Annotated in this window: 4 protein-coding genes; all 4 read left to right on the top strand. The window is 71.5% G+C overall.

The annotated features are described in order from the left end of the window. Nucleotides 1-2,712, top strand: a 2,712-nt coding sequence (locus QMK34_RS41515) for an SDR family NAD(P)-dependent oxidoreductase (RefSeq protein WP_326420315.1), incomplete at its 5' end; no start/stop codon positions are given. A gap of 13 nt (nt 2,713-2,725) precedes the next feature. After that, nucleotides 2,726-8,326: a type I polyketide synthase gene (locus QMK34_RS41510; RefSeq protein WP_442785334.1), complete on the top strand. Its 5,601-nt coding sequence runs from the start codon at nt 2,726-2,728 to the stop codon at nt 8,324-8,326. A gap of 270 nt (nt 8,327-8,596) precedes the next feature. Further along, nucleotides 8,597-9,775 (top strand): cytochrome P450, encoded by a 1,179-nt coding sequence (locus QMK34_RS41505; protein WP_326420313.1) that lies wholly within the window; start codon nt 8,597-8,599, stop codon nt 9,773-9,775. Nucleotides 9,776-10,022: 247 nt separating this feature from the next. Continuing rightward, a partial coding sequence (locus QMK34_RS41500; protein ID WP_326420312.1) for a type I polyketide synthase occupies nt 10,023-20,324 on the top strand: 10,302 nt, incomplete at its 3' end.

Raw genomic sequence — 20,324 nt, 5'->3', positions numbered from 1 at the left:
GTGTCGCTGGCCGCGGTGAACGGGCCGTCGTCGGTGGCGGTGTCGGGCACCCCCGCGGCGCTCGACGCGTTGCTGGCGGAGTGCGTGAGCCAGGACGTTCGCGCCCGCCGGATCGCCGTGGACTACGCCTCGCACGGCCCGCAGGTCGAGACCGTCCGTGAGGAAGTGCTGCGGATCCTCGCGCCGATCCGGCCGCAGGCGTCCCCGGTGCCGTTCTACTCCACGGTGACCGGCGCGGCGATCGACACCACCGAGCTCGACGCGAACTACTGGTACACGAACCTGCGGCAGACCGTTCAGCTGGAGCAGGCGACCCGGGCGCTGGTGACCGGCGGACACCGCGTGTTCGTCGAAGTGAGCCCGCATCCCGTGCTGCTGAGCGGCGTGCAGGAGACCGTCGAGTCCGAGAGTGGTGACCCGGGCGCGGTGCTCGGCTCGTTGCGCCGGGACGAAGGCGGCGCGCGGCGCTTCCTCACCTCGCTCGCCGAAGCGCACACACACGGCGTGCCGGTGGAGTGGACCAGCGTGTTCGCCGACGGCGACCCGCGAACGGTCAGCCTGCCCACGTATGCCTTCCAGCGCCGCCGTTTCTGGGCCGACAGCGAACCCGCGGCGCGGCCCGTCGCCGCACCGGACACCGAGTTCTGGAAGCTGGTTCAGAGCGGTGACGTGAAGTCGCTGGCCGGAGAACTGGGGCTCGACGGCGAGTTCGCGTCGCTCGAAGCGGTGCTCCCGGCCATGTCGGCGTGGCACACCCGGTCCGGTCGGCAAGCGACGGTCGACGGCTGGCGCTACCGCGTCGAGTGGAGCCCGGTGACCGTGGCCGCCGACGCGGAACTGAGTGGCACCTGGCTGCTGGTCACCGCTGAAGACGGGCAGCTCTCGGACGAGATCGCCGCCGCGTTGCACGCGGCCGGTGCTTCGGTCCGGTGTCAGGTGATCACGGTCGTCGGGCGTGAACGCGTCGCCGGTCTGGTGAACACCGCGCTCGACGGGGACGTCCCGGCCGGGATCGTCTCGCTGCTCGGTCTTGCCGAAGAGTCGGACGCGAACGGCGTCCCGAGTGGACTGTCCACGACGGTCGCGCTGGTGCAGGCCTTGGGTGAACTGAAGCTCGAAGCGCCGCTGTGGTGCGTGACCCGCGGCGCGGTGGCCACCGCTTCCGTCGACGGGACGATCCGGCCGGTGCAGGCCGCGGTGTGGGGCTTCGGCCGCGTCGCGGCGCTGGAACACCCGTCCCGCTGGGGTGGCCTGATCGACCTGCCCGAGGTGTTCGACAGCAGGGCGGCGACCCGGTTCGCCGGGGTGCTGGCCGGTGCCGACCACGAAGACCAGGTGGCGGTCCGCCCGTCGGGCGTGTTCGGCCGCCGCCTGGTGCACGCGCCGGTCACCGGTGAGCGCACGACGTCCACGCACCGCCCGCACGGGACCGTGCTGATCACCGGCGGTACCGGTGGACTGGGCGCGCGCATGGCCCGGTGGGCCGCCGAGGAGGGCGCCGACCACATCGTGCTGGCCGGTCGTCGTGGACCCGGTGCACCCGGCGCCGACACCCTGCGCGCCGAGTTGGAGAACGCGGGTGCCCGGGTGACGGTGGAAGCCTGCGACGTCGGCGATCGCGCGGCGCTCGCCGGTCTGCTGGGCCGGATCCCGGCGGAGTTCCCGCTGACCGCGGTGTTCCATGCCGCAGGGGTGCCCGACGACGACGTGGTGGACGCACTGACCCCCGACGGGATGGCGACCGTGCTCCGCGCGAAGCTGGCCGGCGCGCGGAACCTCCACGAACTCACCGGCGACCTCGACCAGTTCGTGTTGTTCTCTTCGGGCGCGGCGATCTGGGGCAGTGGCGGGCAGCCCGGCTATGCCGCGGCCAACGCCTACCTCGACGCGCTGGCCGAACTCCGCGCGAGCCAAGGACTCACCGCGACGTCGGTGTCCTGGGGCTCGTGGGCAGGGACCGGGATGGCGGCCGAATCCGGTGCCGTCGAACAGCTGCGACGCGCCGGTGTCAACCCGATGGACCCGGACCTGGCGATCTCCGCGCTGAGCCGGGCCCTCGACGACGGCGAAACCACCCTGACGGTCGCGGACGTCGACTGGGCGCGGTTCGCCCCGCCGTTCACCGCGCTGCGGCCGAGTCCGCTGCTGTCCGCCCTCCCCGAAGTCCTTGCCGCGCTTGAGGTTCCGGCGGACGCCGACGTCGAGGACTCGGCGCTCAAGCAGCGTTTGCTCGGCCTGCCGAACGCCGAACGCGGCCGCGTCCTGCTGGAGGTCGTCCGCGCTGAGGTGGCGGCCGCACTCGGGCACGAGTCGGCCGAAACCGTCCCCGCGGACCGGGCGTTCCGCGACCTCGGCCTGAACTCGGTGGTCGCGGTGGCGCTGCGCAACCGGCTCGGCACGGTGACCGGGCTGACCCTGCCCGGAGCGCTCGTCTTCGACTACCCGACGCCCGTCGCGCTGACCCGCCACCTGCTCGCCGAGCTCCTCCCCGGCGGCGACGCGGCTCCGGTCGACGACGAGGAGACCAAGGTGCGGAACGCGCTGGCCGCCATCCCCCTCAGCCGCCTGCACCAGTCGGGGCTGCTGGACATGCTGCTGCAGCTTTCCGACCGGTCCGGCGAGGCCGAAGAGACGCCCGGCGACCCGGGCTCGATCGACGACATGGACGCCGAAGCCCTGCTGCGGCTCGCCGCCGAGGGCACGACGAACTGATGCTGGAGTTGACCTGATGACGAATTCGTCCGAGCCGTACGTCGAGGCACTGCGGAAGTCGCTCAAGGAGGTCGAGCGGCTGCGCCGGCAGAACGAGCAGCTCGTCGCCGCGACGGTCGAACCGATGGCCGTCATCGGAATCGGCTGCCGGTTCCCCGGCGGGGTGGGCTCGCCTGAGGCGCTGTGGCAGCTGGTCGAGCAGGGCCGCGACGCCGTCGGGCCGTTCCCCACTGACCGGGGCTGGGACTTCGACGCGCTCGGCGGCGAAGGCCGCGACCGCAGTGACGCCCGCGAAGGCGGCTTCCTGGACCGCGTCGCCGACTTCGACGCCGGGTTCTTCGGGATCTCGCCTCGGGAAGCCGCGGCGATGGACCCGCAGCAGCGCGTCCTGCTGGAGACGGCGTGGGAGGCGCTCGAACGCGCCGGGATCGACCCGCGGGCACTGCACGGCAGCCGGACGGGAGTGTTCATCGGCACCACCGGACAGGACTACGCCGAGCTGGTCGCGAAGGCGGGTGCCGAGGCGGACGCCCACGCGGCCACCGGGCTGCTCGCGAGCGTCATCTCGGGCCGGGTGTCCTACTCGTTCGGTTTCGAGGGCCCGTCGGTCACCATCGACACCGGCTGTTCGTCCTCGCTGGTCTCGCTGCAACTGGCCGCGCAGGCGCTGCGTACCGGCGAATGCTCGCTCGCGCTGGCCGGTGGCGTGACGATCATGGCGACGCCGTCCGGGTTCGTCGAGTTCACCCGGCAGGGCGGGCTCGCGCCCAACGGGCGCTGCAAGTCGTTCGCGGAGGCCGCCGACGGCACCGGCTGGTCGGAAGGCGTCGGCGTCCTGGTCGTGGAGAGGCTGTCCGACGCACAGCGCAACGGGCACGACGTGCTCGCCGTGGTGCGCGGCGGCGCGGTGAACTCCGACGGTGCCAGCAACGGCCTGACCGCGCCGAACGGCCTTTCCCAGCAGCGGGTGATCCAGGCCGCGCTGGCCAACGCCGGGCTCACCCCGGCCGACATCGACGCGGTCGAAGGGCACGGCACCGGGACCACGCTCGGTGACCCGATCGAGGCGCAGGCCCTGCTCGCCGCCTACGGTCCCGGCCGCGAGCGAAACCGTCCACTGTGGATCGGCTCGGTCAAGTCGAACCTCGCCCACACCCAGGGCGCGGCCGGCGCCGCGGGCGTGATCAAGATGATCATGGCTCTGCGACATGGCGTGCTGCCACCCACGCTCCACGTCGACGCCCCCAGCTCCCACGTGGATTGGTCCGCCGGTGGCGTGGCCGTGACGACCCAGCGCATGGCCTGGCCGGAGACCGGCCGCCCGCGCCGCGCCGGGGTCTCGTCGTTCGGCATCAGCGGCACCAACGCCCACGTCATCCTCGAACAGGCCCCCGCCACCACCCCGGCCTCTGCCGAATCGGAGCGCGTCGTCCCGGAGACGACCGTGCCGTGGTTGCTCTCGGCCCGGACCGAGCGCGGCTTGCGTGCGCAGGCCCGGAACCTGCTGGCGTTTCTCGCCGCCGGACCGCGAGACCCCGCCGACATCGCGTTCTCCCTGGCCACCACCCGCGCGTCGCTCGAACGCCGGGCGGTCGTCGTCGGGACCGGCCAGGACGAGTTCCTCGCAGGCCTGCGGGCGATCGCCGCGGGGGAGCCCGCGGCCGGTCTGGTCTCCGGTGGCGCCACCCATCCCCGGGGCGCGGTGCTGATCTTCCCCGGCCAGGGTTCCCAATGGGTGGGGATGGGTGCCGAGCTGCTCCGGACGTCCCCGGCGTTCGCGGAACGGATCGCCGAGTGTGAGGTGGCGTTGCGGCCCTTTGTCGACTGGTCGCTGACCGCGGTGCTGCGCGGAGACGAAGGGGCGGCCGACCTCGCGCGCGTGGATGTCGCACAGCCGGCGCTCTGGGCGATGATGGTTTCGCTCGCGGCTGTCTGGCTGGCCCACGGTGTGGAGGCCGCCGCGGTCGTCGGCCACTCGCAGGGCGAGATCGCGGCCGCGTGTGTCGCGGGTGGACTGTCGCTCGCCGACGGCGCCCGGATCGTCGCGGTCCGCAGCCAGGCCATCGCGCGGAGCCTGTCCGGCCACGGTGGCATGGTGTCGGTCGCGGCAAACCACGAAGACGTGCTGAGCAGGCTGGAACGCTGGGACGGCAGGGTCTCCGTCGCCGCTGTCAACGGACCGTCCACAGTGGTCGTATCCGGGGAGCCCGGCGCGCTGGACGAGCTGATCGACTCCTGCACCGCGGAAGGCATACGGGCCAAGAAGATCGCCGTGGACTACGCGTCGCATTCGGCCCAGGTGGACGCGCTGCGCGACGAGCTCACCTCGACGTTGTCCGCGATCACGCCGCGCAGCTCCGAAGTCCCGTTCTTCTCCACGGTCACCGGTGACTGGATCGACACCGCCGCGCTCGACGCCACGTACTGGTTCACCAACCTGCGCACCACCGTGCGGCTGGAGGACTCGGTGCGTTCCCTGCTCGACGCCGCGCACGACGTGTTCATCGAATGCTCGCCCCATCCGGTGCTCGCCACCGGCCTGCAGGACACCATCGACTCCGCCGGCGTCACCGAAGCCGTGGTGCTCGGTTCGCTGCGCCGTGACGACGGCGGCCGGACGCGGTTGCTCACCGCGCTCGCCGAGGCACACGTGCACGGCGTTCCGCTCGACTGGCGCGGCCTCGTCGCCGGTGCCCGCCGGGTCGACCTCCCGACCTACGCGTTCCAGCGTGAGCGGCACTGGCTGGAGCCCCAGGCGGCCCCGGCGAACCCGGCGGACCTCGGCCTGCGACCGGCCGACCACCCCATGCTGGGTGCCACGCTCGGCCGGGCGGGCGGCGACGGAGTCGTCCTCACCGGCAGGATCGGGCTCGGCTCGCATTCCTGGCTCGCCGACCACGTGATCCTCGGTTCGGTCGTCGTCCCCGACACCGCGTTCGTCGAATGGGCGGTCCGCGCCGGTGACGAGGTCGGCCGCGGCGTGGTCGACGAACTGACCGTGCACCGGCCGCTTGTCCTCGGCGAGCGGGAGCCGGTCCAGGTGCAGGTGGTCGTGGACGCCACCGCAGACACCGAACCCGCCCAGGACGACGGCCGGTGTGTGGTCGCGGTCTACTCCCGGGCCGAGGGCCCAGGACGCGACCGGCAGTGGACCTGCCACGCCACCGCGACTCTGTCGGTGGCTTCCACCGGTATCCCGGCCGCCGCGACGGCGGTCTGGCCGCCCGAGGGCGCGCGGCCGGTAGACGTCGGCGAGTTCCTCCGCGGCGCTTTCGCCGCGGGACACGATCCCGGACCGGTGTTCCACAACGTCGTCGCCGTGTGGCGCCGCGGCGAAGACGTGTTCGTGGAGACCACGCTTCCCGAAGACGTCCGCGCGGCGGGAGGCCGGTTCGCCGTGCACCCGGCGTTGCTGCAGACCACTCTCTCCGCGGCTCTCGCGCTGAACGCCGACGGCACGGGCCTGCCGTCGGTCTGGCACGAAGTCGAGGTCTACGCCACCGGCGCGACCGCGCTGCGGATCAGCCTCTCCCCGGTCGCGCTTGGCGGGTACTCGGTGACGGCCACCGATCTGACCGGCGGCCCGGTGCTCCGGGCCGGTTCGGTCCGGCGGGGCGCGATCTCGGCGGACAGCTTCGCCCCCGCGGGTCCGTCGCACCAGGACTCGCTGTTCCAGGTCACGTGGGTTCCGGTGCCCGGGGGCGGCCACCGCGAAACGACCGACCTCTGGGCCGTGCTCGGCGACGGGCCGACTCTGTCCACTGTGGAGCGTTCCGGCGTGCCGGTGGTCGGCGTCGCGGACTTCGCCGAACTCGGGGCGACCGGCGAAGCCGTCCCGGACCTCGTACTGCTGCCCGTTGTGCCGGTGACCGGGGCCGGGGCCGCGGCGGCCGCGCACAAGGCGGTTCGCGACATCCTGGACGCCCTCCAAACCTTCTTACGCGACAGCAGGTTCGACGACGCCCACTTGGTCGTGCTCACCCGCCAAGCGGTCGCCGCCGCGCCGGACGAGCACGTGCCCGGACTGGCCGAAGCGGGCGTCTGGGGCCTGGTGCGGTCGGCCCAGTCCGAGAACCCGGGCCGGATCACCCTGGTCGACAGTGACAGTGACAGCGACACCGACAGCTCCGGCAAGGCACTCGTCACCGCGATCACCGCGGCCGTCGCCACCGGCGAACCGCAGATCGCCCTGCGGCGCGGCAACGTCACCGCCGCCCGGCTTGTCCGTGCCAAGACTGCCCCCAAGCCCACCGAGCGCCCAGGCTGGCAGCTGGACCCCACCGGCTCCGGCACCGTGCTCGTCACCGGCGGCACCGGCACCCTGGGCGCGCTGCTGTGCCGTCACCTGGTCGGACGCCACGGCGTCCGCCGTCTGCTGGTCACCAGCCGTCGCGGTCTCGACGCGCCTGGCGCGCGGGAACTGCTCGACGAGCTGACCGGCTTGGGCGCCCAGGTCGTCCTCGAAGCCTGCGACACCGCGGACTACGACGAACTGGCCGCTGTGCTGGCGCGGATTCCGGCCGCCTATCCACTGAGCGGCGTAGTGCACCTGGCGGGCGTGCTCGACGACGGCGTGCTCGACGCATTGACCGGCGAGCGGGTCGACAAGGTCCTGCGGCCCAAGGTCGATGCCGCGCTTAACCTGCACGAGCTCACCCGCGACGCGAACCTGTCGGCGTTTATCCTGTTCTCGTCGTTCTCCGGGGTTTCCGGCGCCGCCGGGCAGGCCAACTACGCCGCGGCGAACACCTTCCTCGACGCCTTGGCCCAGCAACGCCGGGCGAGCGGCCTTCCCTCGGCATCGCTGGCGTGGGGCTTCTGGGAGCAGCGCAGTGAGCTCACCGGCCAACTTGATGCCACCGACGTCGCGCGGTTCCGCCGCGACGGCGTCCTCGCGATGACGGCCGAACAAGGCCTCGGCCTGTTCGATCTGGCGTCCACAGTGGACGACTCCCTGGTGGTCACCGCCCCGCTGGATGTGCGGGCCATCAGCCGCGGCCAGGTCGTCCCGGCACTGCTGCGCGAACTGGTGCCGACCCCCGCGCGCCGGGTGGCAGGCAACGAAGTGGCCGCCGCCTCCGGACCGGGAATCCTGGACCAGCTCGCGGGCCGGAGCACCGCCGAGCAGGACAAGCTGGTGCTGGACCTGGTCAACCGCCAGGTAGCGGCGGTGCTGGGCTACGGCGCGGTGGCCGACGTCGAGCCCGAGCGCGGCTTCCTCGAACTGGGCATGACCTCGTTGACCGCGGTGGAGCTGCGCAACCGGCTGGCCGTCGAGCTCGGGATCCGGCTGCCGATCACGCTGATCTTCGACCACCCGACCCCGATCGCACTGGTCCGGCACGTCCGCGCACAGCTCGGGGTGGACGCCGAGCAGGTCCCGCTGCTGGTCGAGCTCGAAAAGCTCGAAACGGCCGTGTCGGTGTCAGACCTGGACGCCGGTACCCGCGCGCTGCTGGTCAAACGCCTGTCCGCGATGCAGTGGCGGCTCGAGGCCACCGGCGAGCAGGACACCGAGCAAGACACCGAGGAGGCAGAAGGTTCCGATGAACTCGCCGCGGTGACCGACGACGAGATGTTCGCGTTCATCGACAAGGAACTAGGCCGCGGCTAGTAAGGCAGTTGTGGTCTGGGATGGTTGAGGCGTTGTCACTGGTAGTGGCCGCGTCTGAGTTCGCTGCAGGACAGCGGAATCAGGCAATCGTCCCCGGGATCTGGCGCCCCTTGTCGTCACGGAACCTTGCCCTGTAAGCACATCCGCCGGTTTCTCGGTGATTTGGTGCTTTCCCGACCTCTTCGTCAGAAGCTTTGACAGCCTTTCCGCGACACTGGGATTGTCGACGTTGAACGACGAAACGTCGACAATCCACAAGGGAGCCTGAAAATGCCCTGTCCTGCCGAGGAGATGCCCAGTCTGGCCGCTCTGTCCACGCCGGTGCTCCAGCCTGCCCCGGACTGGCGGTCGCTGCAAGAATCCCGTGCGGTCGTGCGGGTCCGGACCTACGCCGATGACGCCGCGTGGCTGATCACCCGGCACGCCGAGATCAAGGACCTGCTGATGGGCTCGAAGCTCGGGCGGGCGCATCCGGATCCGGCGAACGCGCCCCGGTTCATCGACTCCCCGATCCTCGCCGAGGCCACCAGCCAGGCGGACTATGTGCACGAGCTCGCCGAGCACCGCCTGCACCGGTCGGTGCTCACGCCGTACTTCTCACGCAGGCGGATGGCCGAGCTCGAACCTCGTGTGGCGGGGATCGTCGACGAAGTGGTGGCCACCCTGGCGTCCCACGGCCCGCCTGCCGATTTGCTGGAGCTGGTCGCGAGCCCCCTGTCGACGGCGGTCGTGTGCGAGATGATCGGCATTCCCGCCGAAGACCGCGACAAGGTGGGGCAGCTGCTCGATGAGGTGAGCATGCTCGGCGGTGGGACCGACGGGCTGGGTCCGCTCGCGGCCGCGCTCGGGCGGCTGGTCGTACTCCGGCGGCAAGAGCCACGCGACGACCTGATCTCCGGTGCTTGTGCCGCCGGGCTCGCCGATGACGAAGTCGCCACCATGCTGGCCGGGGTGATCTTCGGGTCCCGCGGCGTCGTGAACCATCTCGCCTTCGGGGTCGCGCGGCTGTGCAGCGACGACGAGCTCCGCGCGGCGGTGACCTCGGATCCCGGGCTGATGCCCGCGGCGGTCGAAGAGCTGCTGCGCACCGCCAGCGCGGGCGGCGTGACCATTCCGCACTACGCGCGGGAAGACATCGACGTCGACGGGGTCCACATCCAGGCCGGTGATTTGGTGTTGCTCGACCTGGCACTGGCGAACACCGATTCGCGAGCCTTCGACGAGCCCGACCGGATCGACCTCACCCGCCCGTCCAACCCGCACCTGACCTTTTCGCTCGGCATGTGGCACTGCGTCGGCGCGCCGCTTGCGCGGATGCAGCTGAGGCTGGTGTTTTCGTCCCTGCTGCGGCGGCTTCCCGGTCTGCGCCTGGTTCGGCCGGTGTCGGAGCTCGTTTCGCCGGACGATGAACTCGCGGGCGGGCTGTCCGAGTTGCTCGTCACTTGGTGAGCCGCGCCGAGACTCTGAGCAGCGTCGAACGGTAAACCCGCTGGTCAGCGGATCGCAGTCGGGCAAGTTCCCACCCTCAGGCAGCCTTCGCGGCACCGCCAACCGGGCAGAGCACTAGTGACAGCACTAGTGCCATGTCCGGCAAGGTTGTAGTGGGAGATCGGCAACGTTTTGCGGACACAGCACGGGCAGGACGGCACGGCCACAGTCCCGCAAGTTGTTCCCTCACTTGGGAGGCACCACCCGCATGACGAGCAACGAAGACAAACTCCGCGACTACCTCAAGCTGGTCACCGCCGACCTGCGGCAGACCCGGCAGCGGTTGCAGACCGTCGAGGCGAAGCACACCGAGCCGATCGCGATCGTGGGCATGGGGTGCCGGTACGCCGGGGGAGTGAACTCTTCCGAAGAGCTGTGGCAGCTGCTGCTCGACGGCGAAGACGCGATCTCGGGCTTCCCCGAGGGCCGCGGGTGGGACGCCGCGTCGATCTACGACCCGGACCCGGACAAGCCCGGCAAGACTTACGTGGTCGAGGGTGGTTTTCTCCACTCGGCCGCCGAATTCGATCCTGGCTTCTTCGGGATCTCCCCGCGCGAAGCTCTCGCGATGGACCCGCAGCAGCGGCTGCTGCTCGAGGTGGCGTGGGAGACGATCGAGCACGCGGGGATCGACCCGTTGTCGCTGCGCGGAAGCGCGACGGGAACGTTCGTCGGCGCGGTCGAATCGGCCTACGGCTCGGGCGCCGACCTGCCCGAGACCTCCGAGGGGCACCTGCTGACCGGTACCGCGGCCAGTGTCCTTTCCGGACGGATCTCCTACTTCCTCGGCCTGGAAGGACCGGCGGTCACGGTCAACACCGCCTGCTCTTCGTCGCTGGTGGCGCTGCACTGGGCGGAACAGGCGCTGCGCGGCGGTGACTGCTCGATGGCACTCGTCGGCGGCTCGACGGTGATGGCGACCACGAACGCGTTCGTCGAGTTCGCGCGCCAGCGCGGCATGTCGCGGGACGGACGGTGCAAGGCGTTCGCTGACACCGCCGACGGGATGGCGTGGGGTGAGGGCGTCGGCCTGCTCCTGCTGGAACGGCTCTCTGACGCTCAGCGGAACGGCCATCGGGTGCTCGCCGTGGTGCGCGGCTCTGCGGTGAACCAGGACGGCGCGAGCAGCGGGCTGACCGCGCCGCACGGACCGTCGCAGCAGCGCGTCATCCGCGCGGCGCTGGAGACCGCGCGCCTGACACCCGAGCAGATCGACGTCGTGGAGGCGCACGGGACGGGGACCAGCCTTGGCGATCCCATCGAGGCGCAGGCCTTGCTGGCGACCTATGGCCAGGACCGGGCCCACCCGTTGCTGCTCGGCTCGGTGAAGTCGAACCTCGGGCACGCCCAGGCCGCGGCGGGGGTCGCCGGGGTGATCAAGATGGTCCTCGCCCTCGGCGCGGGGATCGTGCCGAAGACCCTGCACGTCGACACCCCGTCGTCCAGTGTGGACTGGGACTCGGGCGCCGTGGAGCTGGCGACCGAACAGCGGAGCTGGCCGGAGCTCGACCGGCCGCGCCGGGCCGCGGTGTCGGCGTTCGGCATCAGCGGTACCAACGCCCACGTCATCCTCGAACAGGCTCCGGCGAACACCTCGGCAACCGAACGCGTCGGCGTGCCCACCGAGACGGGTCTCGTGCCGTGGGTCCTGGCGGCTAAGACCCCGGAGGCGCTCCACGCTCAAGCGGCCCGGCTGCTGTCGCACCTGCGGACCCGCCCGGAGGCGCCCGCCGCCGACATCGCCGTTTCGCTGGCGGCAGGCCGTTCCCGGTTCTCGCACCGCGCCGTGGTCGTCGCCGGTGACCGCGAAACCGCCCTGCGAGGGCTGGCGGCCCTGTCCGAGGGCGAACCCGACGCCGCTGTGGTCGAGGGTTCGGTCGCCGCCGGGAAGACCGCGTTCCTGTTCTCTGGACAGGGCTCGCAGCGGCTTGGCATGGGTCGGGAGCTCTACGACCGGTTCCCCGTCTTCGCCGAGGCGTTCGACACCGTGACCGCGGAGCTCGATCCGCTGCTGGCTCGGCCGCTGCGCGAGGTCGTGTGGGGAGACGACGCCGGGACCCTGAACGAAACCGGCTGGACCCAGCCCGCGCTGTTCGCGGTCGAAGTCGCGCTCTACCGGCTGGTCCGGTCCTGGGGCGTGACCCCTGACTTCGTCGCGGGCCACTCGATCGGCGAGCTCGCGGCCGCGTACTCCGTCGGCGTGTTGTCCCTGGCCGACGCCGTCAAGCTGGTCGCCGCCCGAGGGCGGCTGATGCAGGCACTACCGGCGACCGGGGTCATGGTCGCCATCAAGGCGGCCGAGGAAGAGGTGACACCCCTGCTCGACGGGACCATCGCGATCGCCGCGATCAACGGCCCAGGTTCGCTGGTGCTCTCCGGGGATGAAGCGGCGGTGACCGCGCTCGCCGCGCACTTCGAGAAGCTGGGCCGCAAGACCGCGCGCCTGCGGGTGTCGCACGCGTTCCACTCGCCGCTGATGGACCCGATGCTCGCCGAGTTCCGGGCGGTCGCGTCGACGTTGTCCTTCCACCGTCCCGAAATCCCGGTCGTGTCGAACCTGACCGGCGAGCTTGCCACGGCGGCCGAACTGGGCTCGCCGGAGTATTGGGTGCGCCACGTCCGGGAGACCGTCCGGTTCTCCGACGGTGTTCGCGCACTGAGCACCGAAGGCGTCCGCACGTTCCTGGAACTCGGTCCCGACGGCGTGCTGTCCGCGATGGCTCGTGAGTCCGCGCCGGAGAACTCCGTGCTGGTTCCGACGCTGCGCGAGGACCGGCCGGAGGAGCCTGCCGCGGTCGGCGCGCTGGCACAGCTGCACGTCCAAGGCGTGCCCGTGGACTGGACCGGCTTCTGCGCCGGTGGCCGCCAGGTCGACGTCCCCACCTACGCTTTCCAGCACGAAACGTTCTGGCTGGCCGGACCTTCCGGCAGCGCCGGTGACGTCACCGCCGCCGGGCTCGATGTCGCCGAGCACCCCCTGCTCGGCGCGGCCGTGCTACTGGCCGACTTCGACGGCGCGGTGCTGACCAGCAGGCTGTCCATCCAGACCCAGCCGTGGTTGGCCGATCACGTGGTCATGGGCCGCGTTCTGCTGCCCGGCACGGCCTTCGTCGAACTGGCCGTCCGCGCGGGTGACGAGGTCGGCTGCGCCCGGCTCGAAGAGCTGACGCTCGCCGCGCCGCTGGTCCTGCCCGCGCGGGGTGGGGTCCAGGTGCAGCTGCGCGTCCGTGCCTCCGACGGCGAGTCCGGCCGCCGCGCCATCACGATCCACTCCCGGCCCGAAGGCGACGCGGCCGCACCCTGGACACAGCACGCCTCCGGCACGCTGACCGACGGAGTCCAGGCGGGCGAGGAGTTCGCCGCTGGGGTCTGGCCGCCCGAAGGCGCGACACCGGTTGACCTCGAAAGCTGCTACGAGTGGTTCGCCGAGGGTGGTTTCGAGTACGGGCCCGCGTTCCGGGGCGTGCGCTCAGTGTGGCGCCGCGGCGACGACGTGTTCGCCGACGTGAGCCTGCCTGAACACATCGAGGCCGACGCCGAGGCGTTCGGTCTGCACCCCGCGCTGCTCGACGCCGCGCTACAGGCCGTGGCCCTCGTCGACCGCGGAGAAGACGGCCGCGGCGGGATGCCGTTCTCGTGGGAAGGTGTTTCGCTGCACGCCATCGGCGCGGCCGCGGCACGCGTCCGCCTGCGCAGGCTCGGCGACGACGCCGTGTCCATGGCTGTCGCGGACGCCGCTGGTGCGCCGATCGCCACCGTCGACTCCCTGCTCCTGCGCGCGATCCCGGTCGGGCAGGGGACGGGTTTCCCGGCCGGCTCCACGTCGAACTCCTTGTTCCGGACAGGCTGGGTCCCCGTACCGAACACAGAACCCTCCGGCGAGCCGGTCGCGCTGGTGGGCACCGATGTCCTCGGAGTCGGCGACTCCGACGACTCTGTTGTCACGTATGAGAATCTCGACGCACTCCTGGCCGACGAGGTTCCGTCCGTCGTCCTGGTTCCGGTGGTGGGTGAAGGCGCGACGGTCGAAGCCGTGCACGCGGCGACCGTCCGCGCGCTGGACACGTTGCAGCGCTGGCTCGCCGAAGAGCGCTTCGCCGAGTCCCGGCTCGTGTTCGTCGCGAGAGGGGCGACCACTGGCGGCGACGCCGTCGCTGCCGCGGTGTGGGGTTTGGTGCGCACCGCGCAGACCGAGCACCCTGGCCGCTTCGGCCTGCTCGACCTCGACACCGACCCGGCGTCGGCCGCGTCACTGCGACCGGCACTCACCGCGGCCGAACCGAACTTGGCCGTGCGGCGAGGAAATGTGCTCGCCGCCCGCCTTGAGCGGGCACCGGCCGCGCTGGACCCGATCACCTGGGCCGCCGACGGCACGGTCCTGATCACCGGTGGTACCGGCGGTCTCGGCAGTGTGCTCGCCCGGCACCTGGTCGCCGCGCACGGCGTGCGCAACCTCGTGCTTGCCAGCCGTCGCGGCCTGGCCGCCGACGGGGCCGAAACGCTCCGCGCGGAGCTGACCGCCCAAGGGGCCGAGGTCACGATCGCCGCCTGCGACCTCGCCGACCGCGACGCGCTGGCCGAACTGCTCGCACAGCACCCGGTCACCGCCGTGGTGCACACCGCGGGCGTGCTCGACGACGGCATCGTCGCCTCGCTGACGCCGCACCAGGTCGACACCGTGTTGCGCCCCAAGGTGGACGCGGCCTGGAACCTGCACGAGCTCACCCGCGAGGCGGACCTCTCGGCTTTCGTCCTGTTCTCCTCGCTGGCGAGCCCCTTCGGCGGTGCCGGTCAGGGCAACTACGCCGCGGCCAACGCCTTCCTCGACGCGCTCGCCCAGCAGCGTCGCGCTGACGGCCTGCCCGCGGTGTCCCTCCAATGGGGACCGTGGACGCGGGACGCCGGGATGACCGGCGGCCTCACCGGGGCCGACATCGAGCGCATGATCAGTTCGGGGGTGCCCCCGCTGTCGATCGAGCAGGGCGTCGCCCTGTTCGACGCCGCACTCGCCACCGGCGAGGCCGTCGTGCTCCCGGCCCGGCTGGACCTCCCGGTGCTCGCCGCACAGGACGACGTCCCGCAGCTGCTCCGCGGACTTGTCCCGGCTCGCCGCAGGCGTGCGGTGGCGGCGAAGGCGGGACGCGACGGTCTTGCCGGGCAGCTGGCCGCACTGCCACCCGCGGACCGGCGCGAGGTCCTGCTCGACCTGGTCCTCAGCCGCGTCGCACTGGTGCTCGGCCACGCGGGCGCGGGCGCGATCGACGCCGCCCGCTCGTTCCAGGACCTCGGCTTCGACTCCCTGACCGCGGTGGACCTGCGGAACCGCCTGAACGGGACCGCCGACCTGCGACTGCCCGCGACGCTCGTGTTCGACTACCCCACTCCGAGGGCGCTGGCTGACTACCTGCTCGAAGAGCTGTTCTGTGAGGACGCCGAAGTCTTCGTCCCGGCACCCGGCCTGGTGGACGACGACCCCATCGCCATCGTCGGGATGGCCTGCCGCTACCCCGGTGAGGTGAGTTCGCCGGACGACCTGTGGCGGCTCGTCGCCGCCGGGCGCGATGCGATCTCGGGTTTCCCGGAGAACCGCGGCTGGGACAACGAAGGTCTCTACCACCCCGATCTTGACCACCTCGGCACCTCCTACACCCGCTCCGGCGGCTTCCTCCACGACGCGGGCGCCTTCGACGCGGGGTTCTTCGGGATGAGCCCGCGTGAAGCACTCGCGACCGACTCGCAGCAGCGGCTGCTGCTGGAGGCGTCCTGGGAGGCGATCGAGCAGGCCGGGATCGACCCGGTGTCCCTGCGCGGCAGCCGGACCGGCGTGTTCGCCGGGATCATGTACAGCGACTACGGCCAGCTGCTCCCCAGCAAGGAGTTCGAAGGCTTCCGTGGCAACGGCAGCGCCCCGAGCGTGGCCTCCGGCAGGGTCGCCTACACCCTGGGGCTGGAAGGCCCGGCGGTCACCGTGGACACGGCGTGCTCGTCGTCGCTGGTCGCGCTGCACTGGGCCGCACAGGCTCTGCGCAGCGGTGACTGCTCCCTCGCCCTCGCCGGTGGTGCGACCGTGCTGTCCAGCCCGGACGTCTTCGTCGAGTTCTCCCGGCAGCGCGGCATGGCCGTCGACGGCCGGTGCAAGGCTTTCTCGGACTCGGCCGACGGGGTCGGCTGGGCCGAGGGTGTCGGCATCCTCGTGCTGGAAAGGCTTTCCGAGGCGAAGCGCAACGGGCACGAGGTCCACGCCGTGCTCCGCGGCTCCGCGGTCAACCAGGACGGCGCCTCGAACGGGCTCACCGCGCCGAACGGCCCGTCCCAGCAACGCGTGATCCGCCAGGCACTGGCGAGCGCCGGACTGTCCACTTCGGACGTCGACGCCGTCGAAGCGCATGGCACCGGCACCACGCTGGGCGACCCCATCGAGGCACAGGCAATTCTCGCCACCTACGGTCAGGACCGCGACGCCGATCGGCCGCTGCTGCTCGGCTCGGTGAAGTCGAACCTCGGGCACACCCAGGCCGCCGCCGGGGTCGCCGGGGTGCTCAAGATGGTCATGGCGATGCGCCACGGGGTACTGCCGAAGACCCTGCACGCGGAGACGCCGTCGTCGCATGTGGACTGGGAAGCAGGCGCTGTCGAGCTGCTCGGCGAGCAGCTCGCCTGGCCGGAGACCGGCCGCCCGCGCCGCGCCGGGGTCTCCTCGTTCGGGATCAGCGGCACCAACGCCCACGTCATCCTGGAGCAGGCGCCGCCGCCGCTCGCCGCCGCCGAGCGTCCCGCGAGCACCGGACTGGTGCCTTGGGTGCTGTCGGCCAAGACGCCGGAGGCGCTGCTTTCCCAAGCCGCACGGCTCGTGTCGCACCTGGAGGGTGCTCCGGAGCTGCCCACCGGCGACGTCGGTTTCTCGCTGGCGACAGCTCGGTCAGCCTTCGAACATCGTGCCGTGGTCCTGGCCGAAGACCGTGACAGCGCATTGGAAAGCCTGCGGTCGCTGACCGGCCCCGGGGTCATCGGGGGCGCGGTGCGCGTGGGTAAGACGGCGTTCTTGTTCTCTGGTCAGGGTTCGCAGCGGCTCGGGATGGGTCGTGAATTGCACGGCCGGTTCGCGGTGTTCGCCGAGGCGTTCGATGCTGTGGTCGGGTGCCTCGGTGAGGCGGTGCGGGAGGTGTTGTGGGGCGGGGATTCTGGGGTTCTCGATGAGACTCGGTGGGCGCAGTGTGCGTTGTTTGCGGTTGAGGTGGCGTTGTTCCGGTTGGTCGAGTCGTGGGGTGTGCGGCCTGATTTTGTGGCGGGTCATTCGATTGGCGAGGTCGCGGCTGCTCATGTCGCGGGCGTTCTTTCGTTGGTGGATGCGTGTGCTTTGGTGTCGGCGCGGGCTCGGTTGATGGGTGCGTTGCCTCGCGGCGGTGCGATGGTGGCGGTTCAGGCCACCGAGGCCGAGGTGGTGTCGTTGTTGACCGGGGGTGCGTCGGTCGCGGCGATCAACGGACCCGGCTCGGTAGTCGTTGCTGGTGACGAGGCCCAGGTTTTGGCGCTGGTGGGGCGGTTGGAGGGGCGGAAGTCGTCGCGGCTGCGGGTGTCGCATGCTTTTCATTCGTCGTTGATGGATCCGATGTTGGATGAGTTCCGTGTCGTGGTGGAGGGTCTTTCGTTCGCGGCTCCGCGGATTCCGGTGGTGTCGAATCTGACGGGTGCGGTGGTGACCGGTGAGCTGGGGGATCCTGAGTATTGGGTGCGGCAGGTGCGTGGGTCTGTTCGGTTCGCCGACGGCGTGACGGTGCTGGCGGCTGAGGGTGTTCGGACGTTCGTGGAGTTGGGTCCGGACGGGGTGTTGTCGGCGATGGCAGTGCAGTCGGTGCCGGGGGACGCTCTGGTTGTGCCGGTGCTGCGCAAGGATCGTTCGGAGGAACTCTCTGCGCTGTCGGCGTTGGCCCGGTTGCACGTTCACGGTGTCCGTGTCGACTGGGGCGCGTTGTTCCGCGGCGCGCGCAAGGTGGCCTTGCCGACGTATGCCTTCCAGCGCAGCTGGTTCTGGCCGGACGCGCTGCCGGAGGCCGGTGACGCCGCCGCCTTCGGTCTCACCGCCATCGGCCATCCGCTGCTCACCGGCTCCGTGGATCTCGCGGACGACGACGGCATGCTGTTCACCAGCAGCCTGTCCGTCCGCACGCAGCCGTGGCTGGCCGACCACGCGGTGCTCGGGCAGGTGCTCGTGCCCGGGACCGCGGTGCTCGAACTCGCGATCCGCGCGGGCGACGAGGTCGGCTGCGGCCGGGTCGTCGAGCTGACCTTGGCCACGCCGATGGTCCTGCCCGAGCGCGGCGCGCTCCAGGTGCAGCTTGCCGTGTCCACCCCCGACGACTCGGGCCTGCGCCGGATCGCCGTCCACTCCCGGCCCGAGCACACCGCGAGGTGGACCCGGAACGCGGCCGGTCTGCTCGCCGACGAGGAAACGCCCGCCCACGACTTCGACGCGACCGCGTGGCCTCCGGCCGGTGCCGTCGCCGTCGACGTTTCCGGCTGCTACGAGCAGTTCGCCGACGGCGGCTTCGCCTACGGCCCGGCCTTCCAGGGCCTGCGGGCCGTCTGGCGGCGCGGCGAGGAAGCCTTCGCCGAGGTGAGCCTGCCCGAGGGCACCGACGCCGCCGAGTTCGGCCTGCACCCCGCCCTGCTCGACGCCGCGCTACACGCGATTTCCCCAGCAGGACTGGACATCGAGGGCGGTGCGCTCCCGTTCTACTGGGAGAATGTCTCGCTGCACGCCACCGGCGCCTCGTCGATCCGGGTACGGCTCCTGCGCACCGGGACCAACATGGTGTCGATCGCGGTCGCGGACACCGCTGGTGGCCCGGTCGCCTCCGTCTGTGGCCTGCTGCTCCGCGCGCTGCCGGGGGATCAGCTGACCGAGACCGCCGACATCGCCGCCGAGGCGCTGTTCCGGCTCGACTGGACTCTCGCACCGGGCCTGACCACCGACGTGGACTCGGTGTCGATCCTCGGCTCCGACACCCTCGGTCTCGAAGACGCCCTGCGCACCTCCGGCGTTTCGGTCTCGGCGGAAGCGAACACCGTCCTCGTCCCGATCACGGGCGACCGGTCGGCCGTGGCACGCTCGGCCCACGACGTCACCGCCGCCGTGCTCGACCACCTCCAGCAGTGGCTCACCAAGGAATCCCGGCTGGTTTTCGTGACCAGGGGCGCCACCACGGGCACCGACCTGGCCGCCGCGGCGGCCGCCGGGCTCGTGCGTTCCGCACAAACCGAGAACCCCGGCCGCTTCGGCCTGGTCGACCTCGACGAGGACGAGCGCTCGCTCGCGGCACTGCCCCGGGCCCTCGCCTCGGCCGAACCGAACCTCGTGATCCGCGGCGGTGAGATCTCGGCCGCCCGCCTGACCCGCTCCCCGGCACCCGAGGCGAGGCACACCTGGGACCACGACGGCACAGTCCTCATCACCGGCGGCACCGGCGGGCTCGGCAGCGTGCTCGCCCGGCACCTGGCCGCCGAGCACGGCGTCCGGTCCCTCTTGCTCGTCAGCCGTCGCGGCGGCGCGGCGGACGGTGTGGTGGAACTCGTCGCCGAGCTGGCCGCGCAGGGTACCCACGCCCAGGTCGTCGCGTGCGACGTCGCCGACCGGGCCGCACTCACGGAACTACTGGCCCAGCACACCGTTTCGGCCATCGTGCACACCGCTGGAGTGCTCGACGACGGCCTGATCGAATCGCTGACCCCCGAACGGCTCGAGGTCGTCCTGAAGTCCAAAGTGGACGCGGCGTGGAACCTGCACGAGCTGACCCGCGCCCTGGACCTGAAGGCCTTCGTGACCTACTCGTCAGCCGCCGGGACGTTCGGCGCGGCCGGGCAGGGCAACTACGCCGCCGCCAACGCGTTCCTCGACGCGCTGGCCCAGCACCGGCGGGCCCAGGGGCTCCCCGGCCTCTCATTGGCCTGGGGGCCGTGGGCGCGAACGGAGGGAATGACGGGCAAGCTCACCGACGCCGACCTCGACCGGATCGCGCGCTCCGGGATGCCACCGCTGACCGTCGAGCAGGGTATGACGCTGTTCGACGCCGCACTGGGTGGTGACGACGCCGTCCTCCTGCCGACCCGGCTGGACTTCGCCGCGCTGCGAGCCCAGGGCGACGTCCCGGAGTTGCTGCGGGGCCTGATCCGCGGTTCCTCCCGGCGAACCGTCGTGGCAGGCTCGGGTGCGGACCTCGTCCGCCGGCTGTCCTGGCTTGCCGTCGAGGACCGCTCGGAGGCACTGCTCGACGTCGTCCGCACCCAGGTCGCGCTGGTACTCGGCCATGCCGGGGTCGCCGAGATCGATCCGTCGCGCCCGTTCCAGGAGCTCGGCTTCGACTCGCTCACCGCGGTGGAACTGCGGAACAGGCTGAACGCCACGGCCGGGCTGCGCCTGTCTCCGACGCTGGTTTTCGACTACCCGACGGCGTCCGCGCTGGCCGGGCACATGCTCGGTGAACTGTTCTGCGCCGACCCCGAAACGACCGAC

The sequence above is a fragment of the Amycolatopsis sp. H20-H5 genome (assembly GCF_035828755.1).
In the GTDB taxonomy this organism is placed as follows: Bacteria; Actinomycetota; Actinomycetes; order Mycobacteriales; family Pseudonocardiaceae; genus Amycolatopsis.
This window is presented reverse-complemented; position numbering and strand designations above follow the sequence as displayed.